Here is a 17,115-nt window from a genome sequence, read left to right on the forward strand (position 1 = left end):
GCGTGATGCGGCTTTTCTCAGACTGGCGAATTCTTAACCAGTTTTAAATAAGCTTTAAAAACAGGTACTTACGGTTTATCCGGCGGTATCAGGGAGTTAGCGGCGTCGTGACCGTCCGGCGCCGCGCTGGATGTGCACAACCGCCGCTGTCAAGCCCTATTTCATCAGCCCGGCGACGTGCGCGGCCGCACCCCGGGCAAGGGCATCGAGGTCGTAGCCGCCTTCGAGCACCGAGCAGATATGCCCCCCGCAGCAGTAGTTGGCCACGGCCACCAGCTCGTCGGTGATCCAGGCAAAGTCCTCCGTGGTCAGCGCCATGCCGGCCAGCGGGTCCTCGACGGCGGCATCAAATCCCGCCGAGATGATCATCAGCTCGGGGTCAAAGTCGATCAGCGCTGAAATCGCCTCGCGGTGGAACTGCTCGCGGTAGTCCGCCGAGCCGGTGCCCTCGGGCATGGGGATATTCAGGATATGCCCGGGGCGGTTTTCCTTGCGGCTGCCGGTGCCGGGGAACAGCGGATACTGGTGTGTGGACAGGTAGAACAGCCCCTCGCGCTCGGCCACCACCGCCTGGGTCCCGTTGCCGTGGTGGACATCGAAATCGACGATGGCGACGCGCTGGACACCGTGTACCGCCTGCGCGTGGAGGGCGGCGATGGCGGCATTGCTGAACAGGCAGAACCCCATGGACTCACCGGTCTCGGCATGATGCCCGGGCGGGCGCACGGCACAGAACACCCGCCGCGCCTCGCCGGTCTGGATGGCGTCCACCGCCTGGGTCGCCGCACCGGCGGCGCGCAGTGCGGCCTCTCCCGAACCGGCCGACAGGGTGGTATCGGCGTTGAGCTGCGTCCGCCCGGTGGCCGGCACGGCCGCCATCACCTCATCAATATACCCGGGGCTATGGGCGCGCTCGAGCACCGCCCGCGACGCCGACTGCGCGGTATGGCGCTGCAGGTCGGCAAACGCCGGGGTGTCGAGGGCGGCGAGGATGGCCTCAAGCCGCTCGATGCGCTCGGGATGGCCACTGCCGGTGTCATGCTGCAGGCAGGCCTCGTGGGTGATCAGCCAGGTCGACACAAGCCTATTCCCCCGGGTGGAAGGTCTGCCGAAAGGCCACCGAGTAGACCTCGCCACCGGCATGGGGGTTGACGTCGATTTCGAAGATACGCGCATCGCCGGGCTCGATGGGGAACGTCCCGACATAGGAGACCCAGCCGTCCTCGCGGACCCGCTCGGCGGGGATTTCGGTGAGCTCGTCATTGTCATCGCGGGCGACGATGTCGACGGCGCCGGACACGGCCTCGCCATTGCGCAGGATCGTCACCATCACCATGCCGCGGGTGCGGCTGCGCACCAGTCCGTATTCGCGGGCCACGTCGGCATTGAGCATGCCGGTGGGGATGGCGCTGTAGTGGATCTCATAGTCACCGAAGCGCTCCGACTGCTGGGCCGATGCCAGCAGGGGAAGGGCGACCAGCAGGGCGGCCGCCCAGCGGGCCAGCCGATGTCCGGGATGCTTCATGTCATTCTCCTTTACGCCCGACAGATCCGGTACAGCGCCACTTCTCCGAACAGGTTGGGCATCCAGCGCGCCAGTCGCGGACTCTTGTAGTCATGAGATAACACGCGGCGCTCAATAATGTGAATACTCAGCTGCTCGCAGAGTGCTTCAAAATCATCGATGGTGCAGAAATGGATGTTGGGCGTCTCGTACCAGGCATAGGACAGGGCATGACTCATCGGCATGCGGCCCTTGACCGCCAGGTGCCAGCGCAGCCGGTAATAGGCGAAGTTGGGGAAGGTCACGATGCCGGTGCGCCCCACCCGCAGCATTTCCCAGAGCAGCTGGTCGGGCCGCTGCACGGCCTGCAGTGTCTGGGTGAGGATGACCTGATCGAAGGCATTGGTGTCAAAATCGGACAGGCCCTCGTCGATATCGCTCTCGATGACGTTGATGCCGTTGGCAAGGCTCCGGGTGATGCCGTCGGGATCGATCTCCAGCCCATAGCCGGTGGCCTGGCGGCGATCGAACAGATAGCGCAGCAGCCGGCCATCGCCGCAGCCCAGGTCAAGTACCCGGTCACCGCGGCCCACCCAGTTGGCGACGATTTCGAGATCCGCACGCAGTGGGCTCATACCCCGACCTCCTCGGCGATGCGTTGCATATAGGTCGAGAAGACCTCGCGGTAGCGCGGCACCGGCATCAGAAAGGCGTCGTGGCCGTGGTTGGCGCGGATTTCGGCATAGCTCACGCGTTTGTCGGTATCCAGCAGCGCCCGGACGATTTCATGACTGGCGGCCGGCGGAAAGCGCCAGTCGCTGGTGAACGAGGCGACGAAAAACGGCGCCGTCACGCCGCTCAGTGCCACCGACAGATCACCATCGGTGGCGGCCGCGGGGTCAAAGTAGTCCAGCGCCCGGGTCATGAGCAGGTAGGTGTTGGCGTCAAACCGGTCGACGAATGACTCGCCCTGGTAGCGCAGGTAGCTTTCCACCTCGAATTCGACATCGTAGTTGTAGTGATAGCCGCCCCGCGTGTCGCGCCGCTCGCGCCCGAATTTTTCGCCCATGGCCGCCTCCGAGAGATAGGTGATGTGGCCGAGCATGCGCGCGAGCATCAGTCCGGTCCGCGGCCGATCGCCGGTGGCGGCGTAGCGGCCGTCCTGGAAATCCGGGTCGGAGCGGATCGCCTGACGGGCGACCTCGTTGAAGGCGATGTTCTGTGCCGACAGGCGGGGTGCGGCGGCGATGACCACCGCGTGGCGCAGGCGCTCCGGCTGATCGATGGCCCACTGCATGGCCTGCATGCCGCCCAGGCTGCCGCCGGCCACGGCCGCCCAGCGCGCCACCCCCAGGTGGTCGGCGAGCCGTGCCTGGCTGCGCACCCAGTCGCGCACGGTGACCAGCGGGAAGTCGGCGCCATAGAGCTCGCCGGTCTCGGGGTCGATCGAGGTGGGGCCGGTGGAACCGTGGCAGCCGCCCAGGTTGTTGCTGCAGACCACGAAGAAGCGGTTGGTGTCGAGCGGTTTGCCCGGGCCGATGCAGGCCTCCCACCAGCCCGGCTTACGCTCGCCGGCGTGGTGATAGCCCGCGGCATGGTGGTTGCCGGACAGGGCATGGCACACCAGGATGGCGTTGCTGGCGTCGGCATTGAGCGTGCCGTAGGTCTCGTAGGCCAGAGTATAGCCCGGCAGCACCCGGCCCGAGTCCAGCGCCAGGGGTTCATCGAAATGCACGGTCTGCGGGACGATCACCCCGACCGATGTCTCCTCGGCAGGCGCGGCCATGGCTACATCATCAGGCCGGGGGCGATGCGATCAAGCGGCGGCAGCACGAGCATCTTCACCACCTGCAGGGCAAGGATCGCCGCCAGCGGCGACAGATCAATCCCGCCCATGTCCGGCAGGATGGCCCGAAACGGGCGGATCACCGGCTCGGTCAGGCTCAGCAGCACCGTGGTGGCGGGGTTGTAGTCGGTCGGGCTGACCCACGAGAGGATCGCCCGCACCACAATGGCGATGAGGTAGACATTCAGCAGCAGGCTGATCAGTTCCGCGGGCGTGCGCAGCAGCAGGTAGTCGATGCGTGGCGTGACGCCGGCGATGCTCATGAGCAGGCTGATCGCGATCATCTGCAGGATCACCATCAGCACGATGGCGGCGATGTCCACGCCGCCCCATGACGGGATCAGGCGGCGCAGGGGCTGCAGCGCCGGTTGGGTGACGCGCACCAGAAACTGCACCAGCGGATTATAGAAATCCGCCCGCGACCACTGCAGCAGAAACCGCAGCATGACCGCCATGATGTAGAGGCTGAACAGCGTGTCGACCAGAAACGCCAGCGGATTGGTGAGATAGCCCGGGCCCATGGCTACTGATCTCCCAGCTCTTGGCCCAGTTCCTCGGCGCGTCGGGCGGCGGCGTGCAGCGCGCGGTGGTAGGCCCCGGCCAGATCCCCGGCCTCGAGCTCGTCGATGGCCGCGGCGGTGGTGCCGCCCGGCGAGGTGACCCGGCGTTTGAGTTCATCCACATCCTCGGCGCTCTCAAGCGCCATGCGCGCGGCGCCCAGGGCGGTCTCGAGGGTCAGCAGGTGCGCCGTCCGCGCATCCAGCCCCAGCGACTCGCCGGCGGACTGCATCGCCTCCATGGTCGCGAAGAAATACGCCGGGCCGCTGCCGGAGATCGCCGTGACGGCGTTCATGTCGCGTTCGTCCTCGAGCCACACGATCAGCCCCACCGCGCGCAGGATGGTCTCGGCCAGATCCCGTTGCTCGCTGCTGACCGCCGCGTTGGCGAACAGTGCCGTCGCGCCGGTCTGCACCAGGGCCGGCGTGTTGGGCATGGCCCGCACCACCGGCCGGTCGCCGCCCAGCCAGCTGTCGATGTCGGCGCAGCGCACGCCGGCCGCCACCGAGATCACCAGGCTGCCCTGGGCCTGAATCTGCGGCGCCAGCTCGCGCACCACATCGGCGACGCGGTTGGGCTTGACCGCCAGTATGACCACGTCGGCGCCGCGCACGGCCGTGGCGTTTTCCTGAAACGCCTGCACCTCGAAGTCCGCGATCAGGGCCTCGCGGCGCTCGGCGTCCGGTTCGGCGACGCGCAGTCCGGCGGCCGGATGGCGATCGGCGATGAGCCCACCAATCAGGCTGCGTGCCATGTTGCCGCCACCGATGAAGGCAATGGTCTTTTCATTCAAGGCGTTTTCTCCGGTCGGGGTCCGAAAACGGCGGTGCCCAGGCGGACCATCGTGGCGCCCTCGGCCACCGCGGCCTCCAGATCGTTGGACATGCCCATGGACAGGGTATCGAGTCTCAGGCCCCCGTCGACAAGACCGGCCTGCAGCTCACGCAGCTGCCGGAATGCGGCGCGCTGGGCGTCGAAGTCGGTCACCGCCTCGGGCAGGGTCATCAGCCCGCGCAGGGTCAGGTGGGGCAGTTCGGCAATGGCGTGGGCCAGCTCGTGCACCTGCTCCGGCCCGGCGCCGGATTTGCTGGCTTCGCCGCTGACATTGACCTGCAGACAGCACTGCAGCGGCGGACGGTCTGCGGGGCGCTGCTCGGACAGCCGCCGGGCGATCTTGAGCCGGTCGACGGTGTGCACCCAGTCAAAGCCCTCGGCAACCGCGCGGGTCTTATTGGACTGGATGGCCCCGACGAAATGCCATTCGATGGGGGTGTCGGCCAGCGTCTCGCGCTTCTCCGCCCCCTCCTGCAGATAGTTCTCGCCAAACGCCTGCTGACCCTCGGCCAGTGCCGCCCGCAGGGCTTCGACGGGCTGGCGCTTGCTGACCGCCAGCAGCGCTACACTGCCGGGTTGACGGCCATAGCTGGCCTCGGCGGTGCGGATCCGCTGGCGGACCGCCGCCAGGCGTCGGGCGATGTCGTGAGCCGGGGTTGTCGTCATGACCGAATGATACGGCGGGAGGTGTGATGGCGTCGAATGCTGCAGGCCGCGGGCCGATCCCGGCGGTTGCCTAGCGACTCGGCAGCTCCACCCATTCGGCCTCGCCGACATTGGCGGCGGCACCCTGGCGGAACGGGTGCAGGCTCTGCCACGGACCGAAGGCGATGACACGCAGCCCATCGCGCTGGTCCGCCGGCGTGTCGCCCAGATAGCGGCTGGTCAGCTCGATGACGCTGCCCTCATGGACACCGGGGCGCTCCTCGTCGAGCGCCACCCGGGCCGGGACACCGGCCTGCTCCAGCGCCGTCAGCCCGGCGATGGCCACCTCGCTCAGCGCCGGCACGAAAAACCGCGACGGCACCAGCCGGCCCGGGATGCCATGCCGGCCGCCGAGCAGGGCGAGCCGGGTCTGATCGGCATGCCGTTCGGCCAGCGCGATGGCCGGGCCCACCCCCAGGTTCTCGCCGATGATCAGCAGCGTATCGTCGGGATCCGGGCGCACGGCCTGACCCTGCAGCGCCGATACCGAGACGGTCAGCCCCGGTCGCAGCCCGTCGGGGAGGCAGGCGCCGGGCAGGATGCCGGCCACCCAACCCTCGCCGGTATCGGCGTCACGGATCGGCAGGCAGAGGCGCTGGCCATTGAGGTCAAGCCACAGCCACTGACCGGGTGCGGGGCGGCCGGCACGCCACTCGAGCCGGAGCAGCCACCAGTCATCGATGACCGGCATGGCATCGATGAGCCGGCCCGGTGTCATGCCCGGTCGGCGGCGCGGATCAGGCGCCCGCCCACCAGCGTATGCGTAGCGCGGGCGCTGAACTCCCAGCCCAGAAACGGCGAATTGTGGCCGCGGCTGGCGAGCGTCCCGCGGGTGCAGAACCACGGGGCCACCGGGTCGACGACGACCAGGTCGGCAACACCGCCCAGGCCCAGGCGCCCTCCCTCGAGCCCCAGCAGGCGCGCCGGCTCAACGGTCACCGTCGCCAGGGCGCGGTGCAGGGGGAGGACTTCGTCTTCCACCAGCCGCAGCACCAGGGGCAGGAGGGTGTCGATGCCGCTGGCGCCCGGCTCGGTACTGGCGAAGGGGCCATCCTTGGCGTCGCCGTCGTGGGGCTGATGGTCGGAGCAGATGATGCGCACGACCCGATCCGCCACGGCCTGGCGCAGCGCCTGGCGGTCGACGATATCGCGCAGGGGCGGATCCAGATGAAAACGGGTGTCGTACTCCATGGCGTCCTGATCGGTCAGGAACAGCTGATGGATCGCGACATCGGCGCTCAGCCGGCGCTGGCGGCCCTGTTCATCGGTCAGCAGGCGGGCGCCCTCGGCGCTGGACAGCCGGCCGACATGCACGCGGGCCCGGGTGGCGCCGGCCACCGCCAGCTGGCGCCCGAGACCGGCAGTTTCGGCGGCGGCCGGCACGCCGGGCAGGCCCAGCCGGGTGGCGGTGGGACCTTCGTTGAGGCAGCCCGTGGCCAGGAACGGATCCACCGGCGTGAGCAGCGCCGGCAGCGAGAAGGTGCAGGCGTAGTCCAGGGCATTGCGCAGCACCCGCGAGTCCTGCACCGGCCGGCCACCGTCGGAGACGGCCGGACAGCCGGCCGCGGCCAGCCCCGCCATGGCCGATAGCTGTTCGCCGGCCAGCCCCAGGGTCAGGGCACCCAGCGGGACGACCCGGGCGCCGGCGGCCTGCTCGGCGCGGTGCGTGACCTGCTCGACCACCGCCGGGCTGTCCATGACCGGCGTCGTGTCCGGTGGCATGACCAGGGTGGTGATCCCGGCGGCGGCCGCGGCGCGGCTCTCGCTGGCGATGTCGGCCTTGCGCGTCAGGCCCGGTTCGCGCAGCCGGGCGCTCAGATCGATCAGCCCCGGCATCACCCACTGGCCCGCCGCGTCGATGGTCTGGTCGGGGGTGAAGTCGTCGACCGTGCCGCCGAGCTGGACGATGCGGCCATCGGCGACGGCCAGATCGCCCACCTCGTCGAGTCCGCTCTCGGGATCGATCAGCCGCCCCTGACGGATGAGTATGCGCGTCATGATGCCTCCCGCGGGGTGTCGGGCTGGACGCCCAGGACCATGGTCATGACCGCCATGCGGACCGCGATGCCGTTGGTGACCTGATCGAGGATCACCGAGCGCGGCCCGTCGGCCAGCGCCGAGTCGATCTCGACGCCCCGGTTGATGGGCCCGGGGTGCATGACGATCGCCTCGGGGTGCGCACCGCGCAGGCGCGATTCGGTGAGTCCGTAGTGGCGGAAGTACTCCGACTCGCCCGGCAGCAGCGCGCCCTGCATGCGTTCGCGCTGCAGGCGCAGGGCGATGACCACATCGGCATCCCGCAGACCGGCATTAAGGTCGTTGTAGACCTGCGCGCCCAGGCTGTCGATGTCGGCGGGCAGCAGGGTGTCGGGGGCGATGACCCGCACCTCGCCGGCGCCCAGCGCGTTGAAGGCATGGATCTGCGAGCGCGCCACCCGCGAATGGCGGATGTCCCCGACGATGGCGATGCGCAGGGGCTCGAAGGCGCCCTTGTGGCGGCGGATGGTGAAGGCATCGAGCATGGCCTGGGTTGGATGGGCGTGCCAGCCGTCGCCGGCATTCAGCACCGCGACGCCCGGGTCGACATGCCGGGCGAAATACTCCGCGGCGCCGCTCTGGTGGTGGCGCACCACGAACATGTCGGCCTGCATGGCCTGCAGGTTGCGCAGCATGTCGAGCAGGCTCTCGCCCTTGGTGGTCGTGGTGTCGACGGCGATGTTGAGTACATCGGCCGAGAGCCGTTTGGCGGCCAGCTCGAAGGTGGTGCGGGTGCGGGTGCTCGACTCAAAGAATAGATTGACCACGGTGCGGCCGCGCAGCAACGGGACGGTCTTCACCGATTTGCCCAGCACGCCGGCAAACGATTCGGCGGTGTCGAGGATGCGCCCGAGCAGGCGCGGATCGACGCCTTCAGTGGTCAGGAAATGCCGCAGGTTGCCCTGGGTGTCGATCTGCACGCTCATGGGCTCGCCTCCTCGATCACCAGATGCAGGGGGTCGGGACCGCGCAGCTTGACGCGCTGGCGCGGAGCCAGGTCGATGGGCGCGGCGGCGATGTCCGCCGCGATGGGCAGCTGACGGCCGGAGCGCTCCAACAGCACCACCACGCGCACCGCGGCCGGGCGGCCATAGTCGAAGATCTCGTTGAGGGCCGCGCGGATGGTGCGCCCGGTGTAGAGGATATCGTCGACCAGGATGATCACCCGGTCGTCAATATCCAGCGGCATGCGGCTTGGCTGGATATCGCCGGGCAGACCGGCGCGGCTCAGGTCGTCGCGGTAGAAGGCGATGTCGAGGGTGCCCGGGGCCGTGTCCAGTCCCAGGCGCTGCTGCAGGGCCCGGGCCAGCCAGGCACCGCCCTGATGGATGCCCACCAGGGTGCAGCGCTCGCGGCCCTCGGCATCGATGAGCGCGGCGACGCGGGTGGTCAGCTGCTCGAGCAGCGGTTCGATATCAGGCAGATCGGTGCTCACGGGAAATGCTCGCTTAACCAGGTCTCGAGGATGATACGCGCCGCCTCGGCATCGATCACCTCGGGGCGCTGGCCCCGGCCGCGCACGGCGTCCCGGGCCGCGTGACTGGACAGATGCTCGTCGATGCGATGGACGCTGCCGCCGCTGCGCCGGGCGAGCTCGCCGGCAAACCGCTCCGCAAGCCGGGTGCTGTGCGAGTCGCGGCCATCGGCATGTCGCGGAATGCCCACGATCAGGCCCTCCGGGCTCCAGTCGTCGATCAGCCCCTGAAGGCGTGACCAGTCGGGCGTCCCCTGACGGCAGGTGATCACCGCCAGCGCACGGGCATGCCCGGTGACGGTCTCGCCAACGGCGACGCCCAGGCGTTTTTCGCCCGCGTCAAAGCCCAGATAGGTGCCGGTCGCGCTCATCGCCCGCCAGTATCCGTCAGTCCCCGCCGAATGACCAGCTGCGGGTGATGACCAGCGTGTCCCGGTCCTCGAGGATGGTCTCGGGCACCGGGGGGTAGGGCGCGGCGGCCTGCACCAGGGATCGCGCGGCCCGGCGCAGCACCGGGTTATCGCTGCCGCCGATGATACGCGCCCCGCGCACCTCGCCGGCGGCGTTGAGGGTGATGGCCATCACCACCCGGCCACGGATGCCGGCGTTGATCAGTTCGGCCGGATAGGCGCGGTTGCCGCGGGTTTCGGTGTGCACGATCCAGTCGCGCAGATACCGCGCCCGGGCGTCGTCATCCTGGGTGCCGTCGATGGCACGCGGCGCGGGATCGGCGGACGATCGGGCGGATTCGCTCGCGGGTCCGTCCCCGGCCATCAGCCGCAACACCGGCCGGTCGGCCGGGCTGGCGGGCTGCACGTTGAGCGCCAGGGGGCGCTCGGCGGTCCGCGTCGCGGGTGTCGGTGGCATGGGTCCGAGCGGGCCCATGATCACGATCAGGTGGATCACCGCCGAAATCAGTATCGCCATGATCAGCCGATCGCGGACCCGGGCGGCATCCTCCATTATCGATCAGGATGCGGCGGGCAGCGCGCGCTCGATGGCCGCAAACAGCTCGCCGGCGATGCAGGTCTCCTGCTGGGCGTCGATCTCGCGCACGCAGGTGGGACTGGTGACGTTGATTTCGGTGAGATAGCCGCCAATCACATCCAGCCCGGCAAACAGGATCCCCTGCTCGATGAGCAGCGGTCGCACCTGATCGACGATCCAGCGCTCGCGATCGGTCAGGGGGCGGGCAACGCCGCGACCGCCGGCGGCCAGGTTGCCGCGGCTCTCGCCGGCGGCGGGCAGGCGCGCCAGGGCATAATCCACGGGCTGACCATCGATCACCAGGATGCGGCGGTCGCCGTCACTGATCTCCGGCAGGTAGCGCTGCGCCATGACGTAGCGCGTGCCCCGTTCGGAGAGCTGCTCGATGATGACGCTGGTATTCGGATCGCCGGCCTGCACCACGAAGATGGCCTCGCCGCCCATGCCATGCAGCGGCTTGAGCACCGCCTGCCCCTGGGCGTCGATGAATGCCCGCAGCGGGGCGGCCTTCATTTCGACAACGGTGGGCGTGCAGCACTGCGGGAACATCGCGATGGCGAGCTTTTCCTGGACATTGCGCAGCCCGGCCGGTCGATTCACGACCTGGACGCCGGCGCGCTCGGCCACTTCGAGGATCTGCGTGGCATAGACAAAGGCGCTGTCCACCGGCGGGTCCTTGCGCATGAGCAGGGCATCGAGCTCGTCGAGCGGGGCTTCGCGGCGCTCGCCCAGGCTGAACCAGTCGTGATTGTCATCGCGCACCGTCAGTTCGGCCCCGTCCCCGTAGGCAACCCCGTCGCGCAGGGCCAGGTCGGCCAGGGTGTAGTACTGGATTATCCAGCCGCGCCGCTGCGCTTCGAGCAGCATGGCAAGGGTGGTGTCCTTGTACGGGGTGATCCCCTCGATGGGATCCATGACAACGCCGAGGCGGTAGGGCATAGCGGGCACTCCTTTGGCAGGCGCGCAGTATAAGCCATCACCGCGAGTGCGTCGCCAGCGCCTTGCCAAGTTTCTTATCAACGGATAATTTGCACTCATTGATTGCAAAATGGAGTCTGTCATGGCCGCAATGACAATTCGTCATCTGGATGAAGCACTGAAGCGCCGCTTGCGCATTCAGGCGGCTGTGCATGGGCGTTCCATGGAGGATGAAGCCCGGGACATCCTGCGGGTTGCCCTGACCAGCGAAGATGCCGAGACGGGATCGCTCTATGAGGCAATCCGTCGTCGTATCGAACCGTTGGGTGGCGTGGAGCTGGATGTTCCGCAGCGCGAGTCGATGCGCGAGCCGCCGGATCTATCTGAATGATTATCCTCGATACCAATGTGCTCTCGGAAGTGCTCAAGCCATCGCCCGCGAAGGCAGTGGTTGATTGGCTTGCCTGTCCGCCTCGATCGACATTTTTCACGACTGCTGTTGTCGAGGCCGAGCTGCGTTACGGCGTTGGCATTCTCGATGCAGGTGAGCGTCGGGACCAGCTGCAGGCAGCGCTGGATGGGATTTTTCTTGAAGACTTTCGCGCGCGTGTCATCCCGTTCGACCGTGAATGCGCAGAGGCATTTTCGCAGATTGCCGCGCACCGCCGTCGCATCGGCCGCCCCATCAGTCAGTTCGATGCCATGATCGCAGCGGCAGCCGCCTCGCGCGGTGCGCAGTTGGCGACCCGCAACACGCGGGATTTTGCAGACTGCGGTATCGAAGTGATCGATCCCTGGGTGGACGCTCCCATTTAAATGATCGCGCTGCGCGTCACGCCGGACGCGTCAGATACCGCCGCCACGATCCCAGCGCCGAAATATCCTCGGCCGATGCGGTGGCCCAGGCCTCGCAGATAAAGCCGGTCACCTCGCGGCCATCCTCCAGTGTGATGTGACCCAGGCCCAGCGGCGCCGGGATGGTGTCGAGGAAATCGCCGACGCGATGCCGTGGCAGGGTCCAGACCTCGACCTCCACGGCATGGCCGTCGGCGTCGACCCGCACCAGCCCGGGTCGCGCCGGCGGTCCGCCGGGCAGGGCATAGAGTCGGTACAGCGCGGCGGTGCGGGTGGTCTGCAGATGGCGCCCGCCGCGCTCGATCAGTGTTTCGTTCAGGGGTAGACCACTCATATGGGCCCCGCAGACGGCGATCGCCTGGCGATGCTCGCCATGCCCGGCGTCGAGGGCCTCCGCCGCGGGCGCGGTCTGCCGACCGGTGCCGAGTGGCAGCTGGCAGTGACGCTGCAGCCGCTCGGCCAGATCGATCAACGCCCGATCCATGAACGCCGGGGCCGATAAAGTCAGGCCAAACGGCAGGCCGTCGGGGGTAAACCCGCCGGGCGCGGCGACGGCGCTGAGGTCGAGCAGGTTCATGAAATTCGTGTAGTAGCCAAGCTGACTGTTGACGCCCACCGGATCGGCCTCCACCGCCTCCAGGGTCGGCAGGTGGCCGGCGGTCGGGGTGACCAGGCAGTCGATCCCGGCCCAGACCGATTCGGTGGCCCGGCGCAGTTCGGCCAGCCGGTGCTGGGCGGTGAACAGGTCACAGGCCAGCGGCTCGGCGCCGGCACCGATGATCTGGCGGGTGACCGGCAGCAGGGCGTCGGGCTGGGACTCGATGAATCCACGGATGGCGCTGTAGCGCTCGGCCACCCAGGGGCCTTCGTAGAGCAGGCGAGCGGCTTCGAGAAAGGGCGTCAGATCGATCCGGCGGACCTCGCCCCCCAGGGCCTCGAGGGCCTCGATGCCGCGGTGGAACGCCGTCGCGGTCTGTTCGTCGCCGAAAAACTCCAGATCCTCATCACGGGGGACACCCAACGCAAAGCGCCCCGGCGGGATGGCCGCCCGCAGGGGCGCCGGGGGCTGCGGAGGACGGGACTGCGGATCGAGGGGATCGAAGCCGTCCACCACCTCGAAGACCCGGCGCAGGTCGTCGCCGCACAGGCCAAAGATATTGACGCAGTCGAGACTGCGGCACGCCGGCACCACCCCGCGGGTGCTCAGCCGGCCGCGGGTCGGTTTGAGGCTCATGAGGTTGTTGAACGCCGCCGGTACCCGACCCGAGCCGGCGGTATCCGTGCCCAGGGCGAAGACCACCTGACCCAGCGCCACCGCCACCGCCGAGCCGGCGCTCGAACCGCCCGAGACGCGGCGGCGGTCAAAGGCATTGCGGCAGGCGCCGTAGGGTGACCGGCTGCCCACCAGGCCGGTGGCGAACTGATCGAGATTGGTCTTGCCCAGCGGGATCGCACCGGCGCGCATGAGTCGCTCGACCACCGCTGCATGGGCGTCGGGCCAGTAGCAATAGGCCGGGCAGCCGGCCGTGGTGGCCAGGCCGGCCACATCGATGTTGTCCTTGACTGCGAATGGCACGCCGTAGAGCGGCAGTGATGGGGACTGCTGCTCGAGCCAGTCGATCATGCCGCTCAGGGTGGCCGTGTCGATGACGCTGATCCAGGCATTGTGCGGATCAGCGCCGACGATGGCGTCCCGGCGTTCGAGCAGGTGATCGCGCACCGAGTCCCCGGCGTCGCGATAGGCACTGAGACGGGCGGCGATGGTTTCCATCAGGTGGACTCCCGGCGGATGATGACGAGGGTCTGACCCGGCGCCACCGCGGTGCCGGGCTTGCACAGGACGCGACTGACCGTGCCTGGACAGGGCGCCGGCAGCGGGATTTCCATTTTCATGGACTCCACCACCAGCAGGGTCGCGTCGGCCTCGACACGCTCGCCGACCCGCGCCTCAATGGCCCAGACACTGCCCTGGACGCCAGCCTCGACGGCGGATTCGTCGTCGGCCAGCTCGATGGCCTCGGCATCGACATCGGGGGTCGCCTGCACACTCGCGGCAAAATCGCCCTGGCCGCTGTCGATCCAGCGCTGGCGCTCGGCCTCGAAGGCGCCCTGCTGGTGACGTTTGAAGCGGTCGATGGACCCGGCGTTGGCAGCGACAAAGGCCTCGTGTTCGGCCAGCGAGAAGCGGGTCTCCTCGATGTCCAGACGCAGGCCACCCGCCGGGAAGGCGGCACGCATTTCCATGAGCTCGTCTTCCGAGACCTCGTAGAAGCGCACCTGATCAAAAAACCGCAGCAGCCAGGGCTGCTGGAACTCGGGCGTGGTGCGATAGCGGTTCCAGATCTGCAATGTCCGGCCAACGAACTGATACCCGCCGGGGCCTTCCATGCCATAGATGCACATGTACGAGCCACCGATGCCCACGGCGTTCTCGGGCGTCCAGGTGCGGGCCGGGTTGTACTTGGTGGTGACCAGACGGTGCCGCGGATCCACCGGCGTGGCGAGCGGCGCGGACAGGTAGACATCCCCCAGGCCCATGACCAGGTAAGAGGCGTCAAAGACGATGCGTTTGACGTCCTCCCGGTGTTCGAGGCCGTTGATCCGGCGGATGAATTCGATGTTATCCGGGCACCAGGGAGCATCCTCGCGGACTGACTGCATGTACTTGCGGGTGGCCAGCCGGGTCTGGCTGTCGTCCCAGGCGAGCGGCAGATGGATGATCCGCGATGGCAGCGCGCTGTCGGCCATGGCCTCGATGTGGCGCTCGGCCTGCTCGAGGATTTCCATCAACCGCTCGGCGGGCAGCTGCCGGGGCTCGAAGTGGATCTGCAGGCTGCGCACGCCGGGAGTCATTTCGATGACGCCGGGGATGGGCCGCGCACTCAGCCAGTCCAGCAGCGCCTGGACGCGGAACCGCAGGCCCAGATCGAGCATCATCGGTCCGTATTCAACCAGCAGATAGCGATCGCCGGCGACCCGGTAGGTGACCTGCGGTGCATGCGGGCGGTCGGGCCGATGCAGGGCGACCGGATCGGGCGGCGCCAGTGCGGCGGTGGTCCGTGGCGCGGGCGGCTGCAGGGTGGTGATCATCGCGGTGCGCTCGGCCTCGGCCATGGCCGCTTCACTGCGATCCACCGCGCAGAAGCGGATGCGGTCGCCCGGGCGCAGCTGACCGATCTTCCAGCGATCGGCCTCGATGATCGTGGCCGGACACACAAAGCCCCCGAGACTGGGGCCGTCCGGACCCAGAATGACAGGCATGTCGCCGGTAAAGTCGACCGTGCCGATGGCGTAGGCGTTGTCATGGATGTTGGAGGGGTGCAGTCCCGCTTCGCCGCCGTCTTCGCGGGCCCACGCCGGGGCCGGTCCGATGAGCCGCACGCCGGTGCGGCTCGAGTTGTAGTGGATCGTCCAGTCGGTCCCGAAGAAGGTCTCGATGAACTCGCGGGTAAAGTAATCCGGCGCGCCGTGGGGGCCGGACATGGCGCGCAGTGTCCAGGGCTCATCGGCGCCGGGCATCAACGCCTCGGCCTGCAGCCCGGCGGGCAGCCGCCGCCCGCCGGGTGAGGGGCGGTCGGTGGCCGGTGCGACCGGGTGCAGGACATCGCCGGCCCGCAGGGCGCGGCCGCCATGCCCGCCCAGCTGCCCCAGGGTAAAGGTGGCGCGACTGCCCATGTGCAACGGCACATCGATGCCACCCTCGATGAGCAGATAGCTGCGGATGCCCACGCCGCGGGCACTGCCCATGGTCAGGGTGGCGCCGGCGGGCAGACGTACCACTTCGCCGGCCGGCAGCGGCTGGCCATCGCAGTCAAGGGAGACCGTGGCGCCGGTAACGACCACATGGGTGGCCTCGGCGAAGCGCAGGGTCGGCCCCTGGGCGGTGATCTCCAGTCCGGCGGCGCTGTCCGGGTTGCCCAGCAGCCGGTTGCCCAACCGAAACGAGAGTTCGTCCATCGGGCCCGAGGGCGGGACACCGATGTCCCAGTAGCCGGTCCGTCCCGGCCAGTCCTGCACGGTGGTGAGCGTGCCGGCGCTTATCACGTCGATGCGCGGCTCGGCGGGCCGGAAGTCGGTGAGTCGGGTGGTGGTGGCGCGGCCCTCGATGAACACCGGGTCGGTCATGATCGCGCGCAGATAGGCGAGGTTGGTCATGAGCCCGTCGATGCGCGTTGCCGCCAGGGCCTCGCCCATCGCCCGGCGGGCGTCTTCGCGATCGCTCCCGTGGCTGATGATCTTGGCGAGCAGGGGGTCGTAGTGGGGGGTGACCTCGGTGCCCGCCTCCACCCAGGTGTCGACACGCATTGCCTCGGGCCAGATGACCTCGGTGATCAGACCGGTCGCCGGCTGAAAGTCCTTGCCCGGGTCTTCGGCGTAAACCCGCGCCTGAATGGCGTGACCGTTGGCGGGCCCGGGTCGTCGGGCGGCCAGGTCATCGAGTTCGCCGGCGGCCGCCTGCACCATCCACGCCACCAGATCCACGCCGGTGACCGCCTCGGTCACGCCATGCTCGACCTGCAAGCGGGTGTTCATCTCCAGAAAAAAGAACGCCCCGGTGTCGGCGTCGACAATGAATTCCACGGTCCCGGCCGAGCGGTAGGCCACGCTGCGACCCAGGCGCTCGGCGGCCTCCATCAGCGCGGCACGGGTCTCGGCATCGATGCCCGGCGCGGGTGTTTCCTCGACGACTTTCTGGTTGCGGCGCTGCAGCGAGCAGTCGCGCTCGCCCAGGGCAATCACGGTACCCGCGCCATCGCCGAAGATCTGCACCTCGATGTGGCGGGCGCGGCGGATGAAGCGCTCCACAAACAGGCCCGCGTTGGCGAAGTTGTTCTGTGACACGCGCTCCACCGAGGCATGGGCGGCGCGCAGGGCGGCCTCATCGTCGCAGATCGCCATGCCAATGCCGCCGCCGCCGGCGGTGCTCTTGACCATGACCGGATAGCCGATGGTGGCGGCCTCGCTGGCGGCCGCCTCGACATCGCTGATCAGGTCGCTGCCGGGGAGCAGGGGCACCTGATTGGCGGCGGCCAGCTCGCGGGCGGTGTGCTTGAGCCCGAAACGCCGGATCTGGTCCGGGGTGGGGCCGATGAAGGCGATCCCCGCCTGCTCGCAGGCCTCGGCGAATTCGGCATTCTCCGAGAGAAAGCCGTAGCCGGGATGGATGGCGTCGACGCCCTGCTCGCGGGCGACGGCAAGGATGCGCCCGGCATCCAGGTACGAATCGCTGGCCCGCGCCCCGCCGATCGGGATGGCCTCATCGGCGTTGCGGACATGGGCCGAGGCCCGGTCGGCCTCGGAGTATACCGCCACGGCGGTGATCCCCAGCTGGTGCAGGGTTCGCTCAATGCGACAGGCAATCGCGCCGCGGTTGGCAATCAGTACTTTCGAGAACAT

General features: G+C 68.5%; 18 protein-coding genes. 2 read left to right on the plus strand and 16 right to left on the minus strand.

Annotated elements, in window-relative coordinates; translation table 11 throughout:
- Positions 1-156: 156 nt before the first annotated feature.
- The 14 genes from BBH56_RS00715 to gshB form a co-directional block, all read right to left on the minus strand.
- A complete protein-coding gene (locus BBH56_RS00715) occupies positions 157-1,080 on the minus strand; it encodes a histone deacetylase family protein (RefSeq protein WP_110882409.1) in 924 nt (307 codons plus the stop codon).
- Positions 1,081-1,084: 4 nt separating this feature from the next.
- Positions 1,085-1,525 carry a DUF4426 domain-containing protein gene (locus BBH56_RS00720; RefSeq protein WP_110882410.1) on the minus strand — a complete coding sequence of 147 codons (441 nt, stop codon included), beginning with the start codon at positions 1,523-1,525 and terminating at the stop codon, positions 1,085-1,087.
- 11 nt (positions 1,526-1,536) lie between these two features.
- Positions 1,537-2,139 (minus strand): methionine biosynthesis protein MetW, encoded by a 603-nt coding sequence (gene metW, locus BBH56_RS00725; protein WP_144347106.1) that lies wholly within the window; start codon positions 2,137-2,139, stop codon positions 1,537-1,539.
- Positions 2,136-3,290, minus strand: a complete 1,155-nt coding sequence (gene metX / locus BBH56_RS00730) for a homoserine O-succinyltransferase MetX (protein ID WP_148121602.1) — start codon at positions 3,288-3,290, stop codon at positions 2,136-2,138. The genes metW and metX overlap by 4 nt, the downstream gene beginning before the upstream one ends.
- A gap of 2 nt (positions 3,291-3,292) precedes the next feature.
- Entirely contained in the window at positions 3,293-3,871 is a 579-nt protein-coding gene (locus tag BBH56_RS00735) for a YggT family protein (protein ID WP_110882413.1), read from the minus strand.
- Positions 3,872-3,873: 2 nt separating this feature from the next.
- Positions 3,874-4,701 (minus strand): pyrroline-5-carboxylate reductase, encoded by an 828-nt coding sequence (gene proC / locus BBH56_RS00740; protein WP_148121603.1) that lies wholly within the window; start codon positions 4,699-4,701, stop codon positions 3,874-3,876.
- The gene (locus BBH56_RS00745; protein ID WP_198515229.1) at positions 4,698-5,408 is read right to left on the minus strand and encodes a YggS family pyridoxal phosphate-dependent enzyme; all 711 of its coding nucleotides are present in this window, start codon (positions 5,406-5,408) and stop codon (positions 4,698-4,700) included. The genes proC and BBH56_RS00745 overlap by 4 nt, the downstream gene beginning before the upstream one ends.
- 70 nt (positions 5,409-5,478) lie before the next feature.
- A complete protein-coding gene (locus tag BBH56_RS00750) occupies positions 5,479-6,165 on the minus strand; it encodes a hypothetical protein (protein ID WP_148121605.1) in 687 nt (228 codons plus the stop codon).
- On the minus strand, positions 6,162-7,445 hold the full coding sequence (locus BBH56_RS00755; RefSeq protein ID WP_148121606.1) for a dihydroorotase: 1,284 nt from the start codon (positions 7,443-7,445) through the stop codon (positions 6,162-6,164). The genes BBH56_RS00750 and BBH56_RS00755 overlap by 4 nt, the downstream gene beginning before the upstream one ends.
- Positions 7,442-8,410: an aspartate carbamoyltransferase catalytic subunit gene (locus BBH56_RS00760; RefSeq protein WP_144347112.1), complete on the minus strand. Its 969-nt coding sequence runs from the start codon at positions 8,408-8,410 to the stop codon at positions 7,442-7,444. The genes BBH56_RS00755 and BBH56_RS00760 overlap by 4 nt, the downstream gene beginning before the upstream one ends.
- Positions 8,407-8,919 (minus strand): bifunctional pyr operon transcriptional regulator/uracil phosphoribosyltransferase PyrR, encoded by a 513-nt coding sequence (gene pyrR / locus BBH56_RS00765; protein WP_148121607.1) that lies wholly within the window; start codon positions 8,917-8,919, stop codon positions 8,407-8,409. Before pyrR ends, BBH56_RS00760 begins: the two co-directional genes overlap by 4 nt.
- Positions 8,916-9,329 carry a Holliday junction resolvase RuvX gene (gene ruvX / locus BBH56_RS00770; RefSeq protein ID WP_144347114.1) on the minus strand — a complete coding sequence of 138 codons (414 nt, stop codon included), beginning with the start codon at positions 9,327-9,329 and terminating at the stop codon, positions 8,916-8,918. Before ruvX ends, pyrR begins: the two co-directional genes overlap by 4 nt.
- 16 nt (positions 9,330-9,345) lie before the next feature.
- The gene (locus BBH56_RS00775; protein ID WP_148121608.1) at positions 9,346-9,921 is read right to left on the minus strand and encodes an energy transducer TonB; all 576 of its coding nucleotides are present in this window, start codon (positions 9,919-9,921) and stop codon (positions 9,346-9,348) included.
- Positions 9,922-9,927: 6 nt separating this feature from the next.
- Positions 9,928-10,884: a glutathione synthase gene (gene gshB, locus BBH56_RS00780; protein ID WP_148121609.1), complete on the minus strand. Its 957-nt coding sequence runs from the start codon at positions 10,882-10,884 to the stop codon at positions 9,928-9,930.
- A gap of 121 nt (positions 10,885-11,005) precedes the next feature.
- Between gshB and BBH56_RS00785 the strand changes: the two genes are divergently transcribed.
- Together BBH56_RS00785 and BBH56_RS00790 are read left to right on the plus strand one after the other, a co-directional pair.
- A complete protein-coding gene (locus BBH56_RS00785; RefSeq protein ID WP_144347117.1) occupies positions 11,006-11,254 on the plus strand; it encodes a FitA-like ribbon-helix-helix domain-containing protein in 249 nt (82 codons plus the stop codon).
- On the plus strand, positions 11,251-11,679 hold the full coding sequence (locus tag BBH56_RS00790) for a type II toxin-antitoxin system VapC family toxin (protein WP_148121610.1): 429 nt from the start codon (positions 11,251-11,253) through the stop codon (positions 11,677-11,679). The genes BBH56_RS00785 and BBH56_RS00790 overlap by 4 nt, the downstream gene beginning before the upstream one ends.
- A gap of 16 nt (positions 11,680-11,695) precedes the next feature.
- Here BBH56_RS00790 and atzF read toward each other — a convergent pair whose 3' ends face one another.
- Together atzF and uca are read right to left on the minus strand one after the other, a co-directional pair.
- Positions 11,696-13,489, minus strand: a complete 1,794-nt coding sequence (gene atzF, locus BBH56_RS00795; protein WP_148121611.1) for an allophanate hydrolase — start codon at positions 13,487-13,489, stop codon at positions 11,696-11,698.
- Positions 13,489-17,115, minus strand: coding sequence for an urea carboxylase (uca, locus tag BBH56_RS00800; protein ID WP_148121612.1), 3,627 nt, complete (start codon positions 17,113-17,115; stop codon positions 13,489-13,491). The genes atzF and uca overlap by 1 nt, the downstream gene beginning before the upstream one ends.

Source organism: Spiribacter roseus (assembly GCF_002813635.1).
GTDB lineage: Bacteria > Pseudomonadota > Gammaproteobacteria > Nitrococcales > Nitrococcaceae > Spiribacter > Spiribacter roseus.